This is a genomic window from Duodenibacillus massiliensis (genome assembly GCF_928721995.1).
Classification (GTDB): Bacteria; Pseudomonadota; Gammaproteobacteria; order Burkholderiales; family Burkholderiaceae_F; genus Duodenibacillus; species Duodenibacillus massiliensis.
In genome coordinates this window covers 1455814-1468786 of record NZ_OV788642.1, presented here as the reverse complement: position 1 = coordinate 1468786, position 12973 = coordinate 1455814, and the positions used below count along the sequence as shown (strand labels likewise).

Sequence of the window (12973 nt, the reverse complement as noted above, 5' to 3'; positions counted from 1 at the left end):
TTGCACCATGCTGACGCGCAATGTGACCATCGTTAACAAACTCGGACTGCACGCCCGGCCGGCGGCGCTTCTTACCAAGACCGCCAATCTTTTTGACTGTCGCATCACGATCCGTAAGGGCGACAAAACCATTGACGCCAAATCCATTCTTTCGGTCATGACGCTTGCTGCCAAATGCGACACAGAACTTACCGTCACCGCCGACGGCCCCGGTGAAGCCGCCGCCATGGAGTCCATGGTTTCACTGATTGAGTCCGGCTTCGGTGAAGAGGAATAAAGATCATGGCCAATACCCCGCCGAACGTAACGGACGAAGCCGCCGGCAGAGAAAAAGAGCTTCCCGGGGAAGTCCCCGTAGCGCTGCCGCAGGCCCAGGAGACTGTGGCCGAGAGCTCCCGTGAGCCGGAACTGTCTTCCATTGCCATGAAGGGTATCGCCGTATTTTCCGGTGTTGCCCTGGGGCAGGCTCAGATTCTTTCCGAGGGCGACCTCGAGATTCCCCGCTTCCCCATTGATGGCTCACAGACCCGTGCGGAATCCACGCGTCTGAGAGCAGCAGTCACGACCGTTGCCAAAGAGCTTGAAGAGCTCTCCGAGACACTCGCGCAAAACGAAGATACGCCGCCCGAAGCCATCGCCTTTATTGATCTGCACCGGCAGATTTTGACCGATGAATCTCTTGTAACCGACACGCAGGCCATCATCCGCGAACGCCTCGTCAACGCCGAATGGGCTCTGTCGCTTCGTATGGAAGAGCTCCGCAAGGCCTTTGATGCAATTGACAACGAGTACCTTGCCGAACGCGGCGACGATGTCGCGCTCGTCGTGGAGCGTATTCAGCGGGTCTTAAGCGGCAGGCGGCGCCCGGCCGACACCGTACGGCTGACCATGAGTGATGAAAAAATCATCCTCATTGCCGATGACCTCAATCCCGCCGATATTCTGATTCTGAAGCGCCGCAGGGATGTTTCCATCGCAGGCCTTGTCACCGCTTCCGGCTCTCCCACTTCGCACGCTGCGATTCTTGCCCGGTCACTTGAAATTCCGACCCTGGTGAGCGTGGAAGGGGCTACCGAAAACATCAGCAGTGACGATGTGGTGCTTCTGGACGCGGATCACGGTGTTCTCACCGTGCATCCTGATCCGTCCCTGCTGCCGCAGGTTGCGCAGAGAATCCGTGATCTCAACAATGCCCGAATCCGGCAAAAGCGCCTTAACTCCCGTCCGGCTGAAACCAAGGACGGTGTGAAAATCAGCCTTTGTGCCAACATCGCCCTTCCCGAAGACGTCCGGGATGCCGAACGCACGGGCGCTGACGGTATCGGTCTTTTCCGTTCCGAATTTCTGTTCATGAACCGCCCGACGCTGCCGAGCGAAGATGAGCAGTACGAAACGTATCTGCGCGTGATACGCGCAATGAAGGGTAAGCCCGTCACGATCCGCACCATGGATTTGGGCGGCGACAAACTGCCCTCGCATGAGGCCTTAGAAAGCCTCAATCTTGATGACGGAGAAGAAGTCCCCAATCCCGCTCTCGGCCGCCGGGCCATCCGCTTCAGCATCCATCAGCCCGAGCTCTTTCTCACGCAGCTCAGAGCGATTTTGCGCGCCGCCGTTGACAGTAACGTGCAGATCATGCTGCCGCTTTTGTCCCGCCCCTCGGAAATTGCCATTACCCGTGGTTTTATCCGCAAGGCCCGTGAGCAGCTCACCGACCGCGGCATAGCCTGCGCTGACAAAATCGCCTTGGGCGGCATGATTGAAGTACCAGCCGCAGCCATTGCGTTGCCCTCTTTTTTAAAGGACCTTGACTTCATCAGCCTCGGCACCAACGATCTGATTCAATACACACTTGCCGTAGACCGTCACGATCCGGCTGTGAGCGAACTCTACGATCCCCTGCATCCGGCCGTTCTCTCGCTTCTGTACAGCGTCATTAAGACCGCCGTCAAAGCAAAAAAACCGGTGAGTATCTGCGGTGAAATCGCAGGCGACCCGACTCTGGCCCGGCTGCTGATCGGCATGGGTGCCCGCAGGCTTTCCATGGAAAGCGGCCGTATTCCCGAACTCAAGGAAATGATCCTTGCGATGTCATGCGCCGAAGCCGAAAAACTTCTGCAGCGCATTCACCGCATGCACAATCCGATCAGTATCCACGAAGCCGTCAACAGCTCGACGCAGGTCGTGTCCTACACCGCGCTGCAAAATGATTATCCCGTCGGAAAAAGCAACAAAGAGACCAAACAAAATGAGCAAAGTCAGCCTGTCGCTTGAAGAAATTGAACAGCTCGGAGAGCTGCTTGCGCGCATTCCTGAAGCGTTTACCCCGATGGAACCGGACAAACTCGATGGGTTTCTCACGGCGCTCACGCTCATGAAAAACCCTCCTGCACAGCCGGACTGGATGAACTACGTCTTTGATATCGACGGTAACCCCCGCGCCCGTCTTAGTCAGCATGAGCAGGCACAGCTTCAGAAACTGATTCTGCGGCGGGGCCGGGAAATTGAGGAAACGGTACTGTCCGAAAAGCCGATCGATCCCATTTTGTACGATACCGATGAGTTGACGGGAGAACCTCTTGAAGGAGAAGAGTCCCTTGCCGCTTTAAGCCCCTTTGCCGACGGCTTTGCCACAGCCTGCGCTCTGTGGCCGGAACTAGTCCGCAGCAAGAATAAGGCTGTGCAGGCGGCCCTTGTCGGCATCATGCGCTACAGCAGCAAAGACAACGCGGAGGACGAGTCCGCCGAAGAAAACGAGACGGAAACCATCCTCCGCGATATTGAAACCGATGTTGCCTTTGCAAATCTCGATGAAGCACTGGCCGATCTTCAGGCCTGTGTCCAGGAAATTGCGGAAGTCACCCGTAAAAGCGAAATCCGCCCGCAGTCAGACAGCAGCCGAAACAGAAAGCACTGAAAACGCATCCTGTTTCGGCCCGTCGACTGTTAGTGCGTCTGCTTGGCGGCAAACTCGTTGAGAGCCTCAAGCGAGAGCCCCAGCGCCTTGGCAACTGACTTTTTACAGCCCCGAGTGGCAGCAGAAGATTTTGGTGAGCGCGGGCACTGTCTCTCAGGAAAAGGAGATTGCGCGTCTTTTACGTGCCATGGACCGCTCCCGCAGAGACACAAATCGGGAGTGCTACAACGCGGACGGCACCGTTAAAGCCGCTGGAAAAAAGATTGTCTGGAAGGAATCCAAGACCTATAAGGCAACAAAGGCAAAACTTGCGGATCTGTATCGCCGCCAGGCGCAAACCCGCCGTTGCCTGCACGGCGAAGTGATTAACCTGGTGTTCGGCAGGGCCGGCACCGTCATCGTGGAGAAGAACTCATACAAAGCATTTCAGAGAGCCGGATACGGCAAGAGTTTGGGCAAAAGCGGTATTGCAGGATTGATAACCGGCTGTTGTGTGGTGAAAGTCAGTCCCCGCAAAACTGCGCCCGAGTCAGCACGATCCCGAAACGGGAACGTACCGTAAGAAGGCTCTTTGGGAGAGAAATCATCAGTTGGGAGACACGGACTGGTACATGGACCGCGACCTTGCGACCGCCATGAACCTGTATTTTGCGGATCCCGCCACTGACAGCTACGATCTGAAGGCTGAGCAATCAGCGCTTGCGAGGCTCAAACAAGTCTCAGGGAACGCCGGATCGATAGTGCAGTACAAACCAGCGAATCGGCAAGACGAAGCAGTCCTTCGCCGGAACCGACGGATCGAGCTGATGAAGCCCGTACCCGTAGAGCGGTTGCGTTTTAAATGTTCCTGTGGTGCAGGGGACGCCCGGGCAGACAAGGCCTCAAAAACCTTGGCTGTTACGGGAAAGCCTGCACTGTGTCAGCAAACTCCGCGCTTTCAAGCGCGGGTTGTTTAGATTGTTGTTGTCAGCAACGGGAGCGCCAAACGCCGTCGTCAGGCGGCTGACACAATTTTTGATCGGATTAGCCATACGTACCTCCTATAGGGGTCAGTGCCTTAATAAGCTTTCTTAATTTCACAAGCCAATTCGATAGTTTTTGTCTTGTTTTAAGAAAATATTAAACTATTTCAATGCATTAGCATTCTCTGTCGACCGCGTAAAAACCGCGCGGGCACGGGCTGCCAGCCCCGTCAGAATCAGCACCGGAACCCCCAGACAAGCCGTTGCAATGAAAAATCCGGAATAACCGAGTGCCTCAACAGCCACCCCGGAAAAGCCGGCCAGAAACTTCGGCAGTATCAGCATGACGGAACTGAAAAGCGCGTACTGCGTTGCCGAATAGGCTGTGTTGGTAAGTCCCGACAGATAGGCAACAAAGGCTGCCGAAGCCATACCGCCCGCAAGGTTGTCCGCGCTCACCGTGACGATGAGAAAGGCGGTGTTGTGTCCGAGCTGAGCCAGTACGGAAAAAAGCAGGTTGGTGGCTGCCGACAAAAGCGCTCCGAGGAAAAGTACCTTCATCACACCGCAGCGCATGGTGAGAACTCCGCCGACAAAGGCGCCGGCCAGCGTCATCAGAACGCCGAAAACCTTGCTGACGGCCGCCACCTCTTCTTTGGTAAAGCCCATGTCGCTGTAAAACGGATTGGCCATTACCCCCATTACGATGTCACTGATGCGGTAAGTGGCAATCAGAAGCAATACAACCAGAGCCCACCAGCCGAAACGGCTGAAAAAATCCGCAAAGGGCATCCATACCGCCTCTCTGAGCCAGGCTTTCACGCCGCTTCTCCGGGCCGGTGCTCCGGAACTTTCCTGCACCTGCGGCTCAGGGCTCACGAGCACCGTTACGATTCCCGTCAGCAGACTTGCCGCCATCACAAGGTAAGCAATCCGCCAGCCTTCTCCGCTGCCCGCATCAAAAGCTGCTGCAATCGCCAGAGCTCCGGCGCCCGACCACAGCATCGCAAAGCGGTACCCCGTCTGATACATCGCCGCAAATGCGGCCTGCTCCTTCTCGTTACCGGACTCAATACGGAAAGCATCGAGCGAAATATCCTGTGTGGCGCCGAAAAAAGCCGTCACAAGCGCACAGGCAATGACGGTATCAAGGTTCCTTGCCGGATCACAGAACGCCATGGCCGCAAGTCCGGCGGCAAGCCCGATCTGCGACAGCAGCAGCCAGGCGCGTCTTCTGCCGAGGCGCCTGGTCAGCAACGGGATTCTCAGTCTGTCCACAAGCGGAGCCCAGACCCATTTAATCCCCCAGCAGAGCCCCACCCAGCTCATAAAACCGATCGTCTTTAAGTCAATGCCGCTTTCGCGCAGCCAAAATGACAGCGTTCCCAGCACCAAAAGCAGAGGTAGCCCCGAGGAAAATCCCAGAAAGAGCATCCTCAAACTGGCCGGTTCCCGGTAGACGGACAAAGACCCGAAACGACTCACATTGCCTCCTGCGTCTTACTGTTTTTTCTGCACCAACGCGAGCTCATCCGCGTTAAGCCAGTCCCACGCACCGGGAATCAGTGTTGCCGGGAGGTCGAAAGCGCCGAACATTGTGCGCTGCAGCGCTTCCACACGGTTGCCGGCTGCCGCAATCATCCGTTTGACCTGGTGGTATTTGCCTGAGGTGATCACAAGCCTCACCGTGCGGCTGTCCGTGATCTCACAGCTCGCCGCCCGGGTAAGGTCTTTTTCTCCGTCAAGAAGCACCCCTTCGGTGAGTTTTTTACACATAGCCGGCGACACATCTTCTGCACAGCGGGCAACATAGGTTTTCGGAACGTGCTTTTTGGGGTGCGTAAGCCGGTGCAGCAGCGCTCCGTCATCGGTCAGAAGCAACAGTCCCGTGGTATCTGCGTCAAGCCGCCCCACAGGCTGCACCCCACGTCTTCTTAACGGAGACGGCAGCAATGTCATGACGGACGGGTGATGCGTGGGTTTCTGAGAACACTCGTAGCCCGCAGGTTTATTGAGAACAATGACGGCTTTCTCATGATACGGCCACGCCGTACCCTCCACAGAAAACACTTTTCCCTGCGGATTAACCTCACTGTCGGGGTCCGTGGAGAGCACTCCGTCAAACGTTACCCGTCCGAGAGAAATCAATCCACTGCACTCATGGCGCGTACCGAACCCCTGGGTGAACAGAATATCCTCAAGCCGCACCGTCACACTCCTTCGGGCCAGTCATAGTCCACAGTGAGAGGCGCATGGTCGGAAAACTTTTCATCGCGGCAAATCGATGTGGCGCGCGCCGTTGCCGCCAAAGCCGGCGTGGCAATTTCATAATCGATGCGCCAGCCCACGTTTTTGGCACGGGCCTGACCGCGCTGACTCCACCAGGTGTACTGATCCGGCCGGGGATCAAGTCTGCGGAACACGTCACACCAGCCGAGCTCATCAAAGCAGTGCGTGAGCCACGCTCTTTCTTCGGGCAAAAACCCTGTGTGTTTGAGATTTCCTCGCCAGTTTTTAATATCGATTTCCTTGTGCGCGATGTTGACGTCACCGCAAAAGGCAATCTCGCGTCCAGTCTTTCTGAGTTCAGTCACATGCGCTTCAAAGGCGCTCAGAAAGCGGTACTTTGCCTCCTGACGGTCATCTCCACTCGTTCCGGACGGAAAATACACGGAGATCACGGAAAACCCCTTAAAGTCCAGGCGTACATAACGCCCTTCGGCATCAAATTCGGGGGAACCGAAACCGATCACGACATTTTCCGGTTCAATCCTTGACCAGACACCCACACCCGAATACCCTTTTTTCTGCGCGCAGTGCAGCCAGCTGCGGTACCCTTGCTGATCTCTTACCGCGGCCTGCAGATCCTGCTCCTGCGCCTTTAATTCCTGCACACACAGAATGTCGGCGTTCTGGCCGTGAAACCATTTCCAGAAGCCTTTATCTGCGGCCGAACGGATGCCGTTGGCATTAAAGGTCATGATGCGGAGCACTTTTTATTCCTTTCCAAGATCTTTCAGACTGCCTCATTGTACTGTTTAAGCCTCTGCGCCAACACGCCAAACCGTTAAAATTCAGTGTTCTGTCGTTTCAACTTTTGTGTCGTCATTACCTATGTCCGACAATCACTTTCAGTTCATCGAATTTGCGCTTAAAGCCAACGTTCTGCGTTTCGGCGAATTCAAAACAAAAGCAGGGCGTTTAAGCCCCTACTTCTTTAATGCCGGACTGTTTAATACCGGCTCCTTACTTGATCAGCTCGGTCACTACTACGCCACCGCGCTTTTAAACGCCAAAAAAGCCGGCCGCATTGACTTTGACATGCTTTACGGACCGGCCTACAAAGGTATTCCCCTTGTCGCCACCGTGGCCATCAATCTCGCCCGGCTGGGGCTTGATGTCCCTTATGCCTTTAACCGTAAGGAAGCCAAGGATCACGGCGAAGGCGGCACCATCATCGGCGCTCCCCTGAAAGGCCGCGTCGTCATCATCGACGACGTGATCAGTGCGGGAACTTCCGCGCGTGAATCCGTGACGCTGATTAAAGCCAACCAGGCAACGCCCGCCGGCATTCTGATTGCCCTTGACCGCATGGAAAAAGGCGGCAACGCTGAAGTGATGACCGAAACCTCCGCCGTTCAGGATGTTGAGAAAACGCTCGGCATCCCGGTCGTTTCCATCGCAAACCTCAACGATCTGCTGAGCTTTATGGACGGGTCCTCAGAAGCCGCAAAGACTGCCGCCGCCTATAAAGAGGCCGTAGCGGCCTACCGCAGCCGTTACGGCGCCTGCTGATAAAGCCCCGCTCAGAAGAAAATAAACCGCGGAAACGCTCTGTCGCTGCCGCGGTTTTTTATATTCGGTCCCAACGGTTGAATCCGGCCGACGGCGCCGCAAGAAAATACGCCGTAAGCAGCCAGCCGACAACCGGTACAAAAATGAGCAGCAACCGTATTCCGCTCATACCGGCGTCATGCAGCCGTCGTCTTGCCGCCCTGAAAAGGCAGACCGAGAGCACGGCAAACAAAATAAGCCACGTACAGAGCCACACCCGCAGAAAAAGACTCTCGGGCTCAAGCTGCAGACGATAGGCAATTTCCAGAGGCACAAAAAACGTGAGTAGCAGAACCACTGCATCTGCGGCCGCTGTTTCCCAGAAAATACGGCGTGACAAACGTCCGAAACGGCAACGGTCAAAAAGCCGGCCGGCCGAAAAGCAGTGCAGCAGGTAACGGAAACCGGCAAACAAAAAGGACAGCGGATTTTTTGTCATCGCAGCTGTCCTTTCCGTTATCCCTCAGATTCGGTCTCAGGCGCCGAGTCTGGCGCGCAGAATCTCGTTGACCTGCTTGGGATTGGCCTTACCCTTGGTGGCCTTCATTGCCTGACCGACCAAAGCGTTAAAGGCCTTTTGCTTACCGGAGCGGAATTCCTCCACCATCTTGGCATTGGCGGCAAGCACTTCGTCGATAATGCCTTCAATCGCGGAAGCGTCTGAAATCTGCTTGAGGCCTTCTTTTTCGATCAAAGCGTCAACGCTCTCCGCTGCGCCGCCCCAGATGAGCTGGAAGAGCTTCTTGGCACCCTTGGCGTTGACGGTCCCGTCGGTAAGCCGCTTGAGAATTTCTCCGAGCACTTCAGCCTTCACAGGAGCCTGGGCGTAGGTCATATTCTCAACGGCATTGACGTTGGCAGCCACCTCACCCATCACCCAGTTGGCGGCAATCTTCTTGTCGGCAACGGCGCTGCTTACCTTCACAAAATAGTCCGCCACGTCGCGAGAAGCCGTCAGAACCGCCGCATCGTACTCGGTGAGACCGAAATCACGGACAAAGCGCTCGCGCATTTGTCCCGGCAGTTCGGGCATGCTCTTGGCGACTTCATCCTTCCAGCTCTGCGTGATTTTGACCGGCAGAAGATCAGGATCCGGGAAATAACGGTAATCCATCGAATCTTCCTTGGTTCTCATCTGACGCGTTTCATTGCGGTCCGGGTCATAAAGACGCGTGGCCTGCACGACTTTTCCGCCCGCTTCGATCAGTTCAATCTGACGGTTGACTTCGTAGTCAATGGCGTCCTGCAGGAACTTAAACGAGTTGATGTTTTTAATTTCGCAGCGCGTGCCGAACTTTGTTTCGCCCATGGGGCGCACCGACACGTTGGCGTCACACCGGAAGTTTCCTTCCTGCATATTGCCGTGCGAAATACCGAGCCACACGACCAGCGCGTGCAGTGCCTTGGCGTAGCCCACGGCTTCAGCCGAACTTCTCAGCTCCGGCTCCGTCACGATTTCAAGCAGCGGCGTACCGGCGCGGTTTAAGTCCATACCAGACTTATGCGCGACAATGCCGTGAATACTCTTGCCGGCATCTTCTTCCAGGTGCGCACGCGTGAGGTTGATGGTCTTGACGTAGGGTTCCCCGTTTTTCGGCTCTACCGTAAAGGTGAGCTTGCCGCCCTTGACGACCGGCAGATCAAACTGACTGATCTGATAGCCCTTGGGCAGATCCGGGTAGAAGTAGTTTTTACGGTCAAAAACCGATTTTTCAGCAACTTCCGCACCGATTGCCAGACCAAAGCGGATCGCCTTGTCAACGGCGCCGATATTGAGAACCGGCAGGGCCCCGGGCAACGCCAGATCAATGTAGCAGGCCTGCGTGTTGGGTTCGGCACCGAAAGCACAGGAGGCACCGGAGAAAATTTTTGAGGCGGTTGAAAGCTGAACGTGCGTTTCAAGTCCGATCACAACTTCCCATTGCATTTTCTGTCTTCTTCCTCAAATTCTCAGAAACCGTTCGGATGGCGCTTGTGCCAGTCGGTGGCGTTCTGCCAGGCCTGGGCAATACCGAGCATCTTGGCTTCGTTAAAGCGGGCGCAGGTCAGCTGCACGCCGATCGGACGGCCGTTGGAGTGAATGCCGCAGGGCATGCTCATGCAGGGCAGTCCCGCCAGAGACGCCGGCACCGTGTAAAGGTCTCCGAGGTAAGCGGCAACGGGATCACTCTTGGCGCCGAAGTCGTAGGCTGTGGAAACGGTCACCGGACTCAAAATGGCATCCACCTTTTCAAAAGCCTGATCGAACTCACGGGCAATCAGACGGCGTACCTTCTGGGCCTTGATGTAATAGGCATCGTAATAACCGTGCGAGAGCACGTAGGTACCGATCAGAATACGGCGCTTGGGTTCGGCTCCGAGCCCTTCATTACGGCTCTTTTTGATCATGTCCTGAATATCTTCATATTCAGCGGCACGGTAACCGTAGCGCACGCCGTCAAAACGCGAGAGGTTGGAACTTGCCTCAGCGCAGGCCACAACGTAGTAAACCGACACACCGAGATCGGCGTTGGGCAGATCAATATCCACAATCTCTGCCCCCTGCGCGCGGTACTCGGCAATCACCTTCTCAATTGCGGAGGCCACTTCCGGATCCAGCGACTTCGCAAACCAGGCTCTGGGCACACCGATGCGGGTTCCCTTAACACCCTTTTCAAGGTCACGGGTGAAGTCTTCGGCCGGCATGTTTTCGCTTGTGGAATCCCACGGTTCAAACCCGACCATGTCACCGAGAACCCAGGCAATGTCTTCAACGCTGTGCGCCATCAGACCGGCCGTATCAAGGCTTGAGGCAAAGGCAATCATGCCGAGACGGCTCGGACGTCCGTAGGTAGGCTTTACGCCGGTAATGCCGGTAAAGGCCGCAGGTTCACGGATGGAGCCGCCCGTGTCGGTTGCCGTGGCAATCGGAGCAAGGCCCGCAGCCACGCAGCTTGCTGAACCGCCGGAACTGCCGCCCGGCACAGCCTTTGGATCCCAGGGGTTGAAAACCTTACCGTAGGCAGAATTTTCGTTGGCAGAGCCCATTGCGAATTCATCGCAGTTGAGTTTGCCGAGGGTCACCATACCGCTTTCAGCGAGCTTACGGACAACGGCGGCATCAAAGGGGCTCATGTAGCCCTTGAGCATTTTGCTTGCCGCGGTCGACGCCCAGTCACGCGTCACAAAAATATCCTTGTGCGCAATCGGAATACCGGTCAGACGTCCGGCCTTTCCTTCGGCAATGCGCTTATCGGCGGCCTGCGCCTGCGCGAGCGTCACTTCCGGACGCACGTCCAGAAAACAGTTCAGTTCTTTATGCGCTTCAATCCTTTCCAGATAGGCCTTGGCAAGTTCAACGGCACTCACCTCTTTGGCCTGAAGCGCACGGGAAAGCTCAACAACGGAGCTGAATTTCACATCATTCATGAATTTTTCTCCGCCCGTTATTCCACAACACGGGGCACCAGGAAGAGCCCTTCATATTCTTCGGGGGCATTTTTCATGTTTTCCGCCCGATCGTTGCCGAAGACCACGCGGTCTTCTCTGAAACGCTGCACGCCGTCATGCGGGTGCATCATCGGCTCCACCCCTTCCGTATCGACCGCCTGAATGCGTTCGATCATCTTAAAAATATCGTTGAGTTCCCCCTGCATCTGCACGGCCTGCTCCTGCGAAATATCAATGTGAGCAAGCTCAGCAATGCGGCGGACGTCATCCAATCCAAGGGACATGTTCGTACCTGCGTTACAAGTAATGTCTAAAAAATCGATGCGCTCAGAGGCTGGAGGCTTCCGGATCTGTAAGATAGGAAGCTCAGCAGCTTTCAAAAGAGTAACAGTCTAGCATTACGCCCTGTCATGGCACGTGTTTTCAGACGTCTTCTTCGTGTTTTTCCATTCTGCTGACCGGACTTCGTTTTTATGTCTATGGCTACATCGATCAAAGCACAAAATACCTCCGGCCCCGCACGGCATATTTTCTGGCTGACACTGTTGCTGAGCTTTTGCCTGACCGGGTGCGCCGGCAGCGCCAACACCGGCAAATACTATGACCGCGACGGCCCTCCAGGACTTACGGGTACGCTTAAAGCACATAAAGCCGATGAAATCGTCATTAAATCGGAAAAGCCCAACAAATGGGCCAACCGCCCCTACACCGTCATGGGGCAGCGCTTTTACCCGATGACGGGAGATAAACCCCTGGTACAGACGGGCACTGCAAGCTGGTACGGCAAACAGTTTCACGGCAAAAAGACCGCAATCGGCGAGATCTATGACATGTACAGCCTCTCGGCAGCTCACCCCACCATGGAGCTGCCGAGCTACGCACGCGTCACAAATCTCAATAACGGACGCAGCGTCATTGTCCGTGTCAATGACCGCGGCCCCTTTATCGGAGGACGTGCCATTGACATGAGTTACGCGGCTGCCGTCAAACTCGGCTACCAGAAAAACGGCACAACCCGCGTGCGTATTGAACGCATTACGCGCCGGCAAATTGCGCTCGGCAACATTCCGTCGGCCACACACACGTCAACCCAGTTTGCCGAAGCTTCCGGCAGCAAGCTCTCCACAGTGATTTATACCGTGCAGGCGGTTGCAGCTTCAGGCTCAGAAAGTAAAACAAAGAGCGATCTTGCCGCTGTCGCCGTCAAGGAAACCATCCGTCTGATCGGGCAGAAAAAATCCGGCAGCTCAACAAATTCAGTAGCTGCTTCCGGTGAGCACATTGACAAACTGGCCGCTGTCGTAGGTACTGCCTTAGCCGTTAAGGCAACAGTCTCTGAGGCTGACAAGGATCCCCTGGCACGCATTGCCTCCGTGGAGACATTTCCCTCGGCCGTGGATGAAACACAGTCCGAGAACAGTGAACCACTGACTGAAGGCATCACAGAAACCGCGGCTCCCCCTCAGGAACCCGTCATCCCGTCCGTTTCCGAAGGTGTTGTACAGGGCGTGGTGGCAAGTTCCACTGACGTCAATGCCCCCGCGGCGACGCAGGCAGGCCAAAAAGAACTGCAGTCGCTTGACTCCGTTAAACAGGCCTGGGGCGCACAGATCGGCGCATTCACTCAGAAAGCGAGTGCTCAGGAATTTGCCGCGCACGCCGAAATGATGCTTTCCACGGAAAATATCAGAGACGGTGTGCGCATTGCGCAGTCCGCGGGCAACTGGTGTGTTCTCGTCGGCTCTGCCGCGGATGCACCGCAGGCCCGGGCCATTGTGGAAAACGTTTCAAAGATTCTCGGTATTCAGGCTTTTGCCGCTTATAAGTAAAT

At 55.8% G+C, this 12973-nt stretch carries 14 protein-coding genes; 7 read left to right on the top strand and 7 right to left on the bottom strand.

All coding sequences use genetic code 11. The annotated features are described in order from the left end of the window. The first annotated feature begins 7 nt into the window (after window positions 1-7). The 5 genes from NXF97_RS06745 to NXF97_RS06725 all read left to right on the top strand — a co-directional run bounded on the left by NXF97_RS06745 (window position 8) and on the right by NXF97_RS06725 (window position 3873). Window positions 8-277, top strand: a complete 270-nt coding sequence (locus NXF97_RS06745; protein ID WP_022372348.1) for an HPr family phosphocarrier protein — start codon at window positions 8-10, stop codon at window positions 275-277. A gap of 5 nt (window positions 278-282) precedes the next feature. Beyond that, on the top strand, window positions 283-2274 hold the full coding sequence (ptsP, locus tag NXF97_RS06740; protein WP_274955523.1) for a phosphoenolpyruvate--protein phosphotransferase: 1992 nt from the start codon (window positions 283-285) through the stop codon (window positions 2272-2274). Then, window positions 2249-2917 (top strand): UPF0149 family protein, encoded by a 669-nt coding sequence (locus tag NXF97_RS06735; protein ID WP_022372346.1) that lies wholly within the window; start codon window positions 2249-2251, stop codon window positions 2915-2917. The genes ptsP and NXF97_RS06735 overlap by 26 nt, the downstream gene beginning before the upstream one ends. 133 nt (window positions 2918-3050) lie before the next feature. After that, complete coding sequence (locus tag NXF97_RS06730; protein WP_274955522.1) at window positions 3051-3479, top strand: hypothetical protein; 429 nt, start codon at window positions 3051-3053, stop codon at window positions 3477-3479. A 28-nt stretch (window positions 3480-3507) separates the two neighbouring features. Continuing rightward, window positions 3508-3873, top strand: coding sequence for a hypothetical protein (locus NXF97_RS06725; protein WP_274955521.1), 366 nt, complete (start codon window positions 3508-3510; stop codon window positions 3871-3873). Between the two features lie 168 nt (window positions 3874-4041). Here the strand turns inward: NXF97_RS06725 and NXF97_RS06720 are convergent, their stop codons facing one another. From NXF97_RS06720 to NXF97_RS06710, 3 genes are read right to left on the bottom strand one after another with little or no spacing between them, the layout of a single operon-like run. Continuing rightward, window positions 4042-5364 carry an AmpG family muropeptide MFS transporter gene (locus NXF97_RS06720; RefSeq protein ID WP_423767298.1) on the bottom strand — a complete coding sequence of 441 codons (1323 nt, stop codon included), beginning with the start codon at window positions 5362-5364 and terminating at the stop codon, window positions 4042-4044. 15 nt (window positions 5365-5379) lie between these two features. Further along, entirely contained in the window at window positions 5380-6087 is a 708-nt protein-coding gene (locus NXF97_RS06715) for a pseudouridine synthase (protein ID WP_274955520.1), read from the bottom strand. 2 nt (window positions 6088-6089) lie between these two features. Then, window positions 6090-6872 (bottom strand): exodeoxyribonuclease III, encoded by a 783-nt coding sequence (locus NXF97_RS06710; RefSeq protein WP_274955519.1) that lies wholly within the window; start codon window positions 6870-6872, stop codon window positions 6090-6092. 121 nt (window positions 6873-6993) lie between these two features. Here NXF97_RS06710 and pyrE point away from each other — a divergent pair, with 121 nt between their 5' ends. Beyond that, window positions 6994-7674 (top strand): orotate phosphoribosyltransferase, encoded by a 681-nt coding sequence (gene pyrE / locus NXF97_RS06705; protein WP_022372715.1) that lies wholly within the window; start codon window positions 6994-6996, stop codon window positions 7672-7674. Between the two features lie 58 nt (window positions 7675-7732). Here the strand turns inward: pyrE and NXF97_RS06700 are convergent, their stop codons facing one another. The 4 genes from NXF97_RS06700 to gatC are packed head-to-tail and all read right to left on the bottom strand — an operon-like array spanning window position 7733 to window position 11426. After that, window positions 7733-8152 carry a DUF805 domain-containing protein gene (locus NXF97_RS06700; protein ID WP_274955518.1) on the bottom strand — a complete coding sequence of 140 codons (420 nt, stop codon included), beginning with the start codon at window positions 8150-8152 and terminating at the stop codon, window positions 7733-7735. 36 nt (window positions 8153-8188) lie between these two features. Next, window positions 8189-9640 (bottom strand): Asp-tRNA(Asn)/Glu-tRNA(Gln) amidotransferase subunit GatB, encoded by a 1452-nt coding sequence (gatB, locus tag NXF97_RS06695; RefSeq protein ID WP_022372717.1) that lies wholly within the window; start codon window positions 9638-9640, stop codon window positions 8189-8191. Window positions 9641-9663: 23 nt separating this feature from the next. After that, window positions 9664-11121, bottom strand: a complete 1458-nt coding sequence (gatA, locus tag NXF97_RS06690) for an Asp-tRNA(Asn)/Glu-tRNA(Gln) amidotransferase subunit GatA (RefSeq protein WP_274955517.1) — start codon at window positions 11119-11121, stop codon at window positions 9664-9666. Window positions 11122-11138: 17 nt separating this feature from the next. Then, complete coding sequence (gene gatC / locus NXF97_RS06685; RefSeq protein ID WP_022372719.1) at window positions 11139-11426, bottom strand: Asp-tRNA(Asn)/Glu-tRNA(Gln) amidotransferase subunit GatC; 288 nt, start codon at window positions 11424-11426, stop codon at window positions 11139-11141. 189 nt (window positions 11427-11615) lie between these two features. On the opposite strand from gatC, the gene NXF97_RS06680 reads away from it, so the two are divergent. Then, window positions 11616-12971 carry a septal ring lytic transglycosylase RlpA family protein gene (locus NXF97_RS06680; protein WP_274955516.1) on the top strand — a complete coding sequence of 452 codons (1356 nt, stop codon included), beginning with the start codon at window positions 11616-11618 and terminating at the stop codon, window positions 12969-12971. Window positions 12972-12973: the final 2 nt, after the last annotated feature.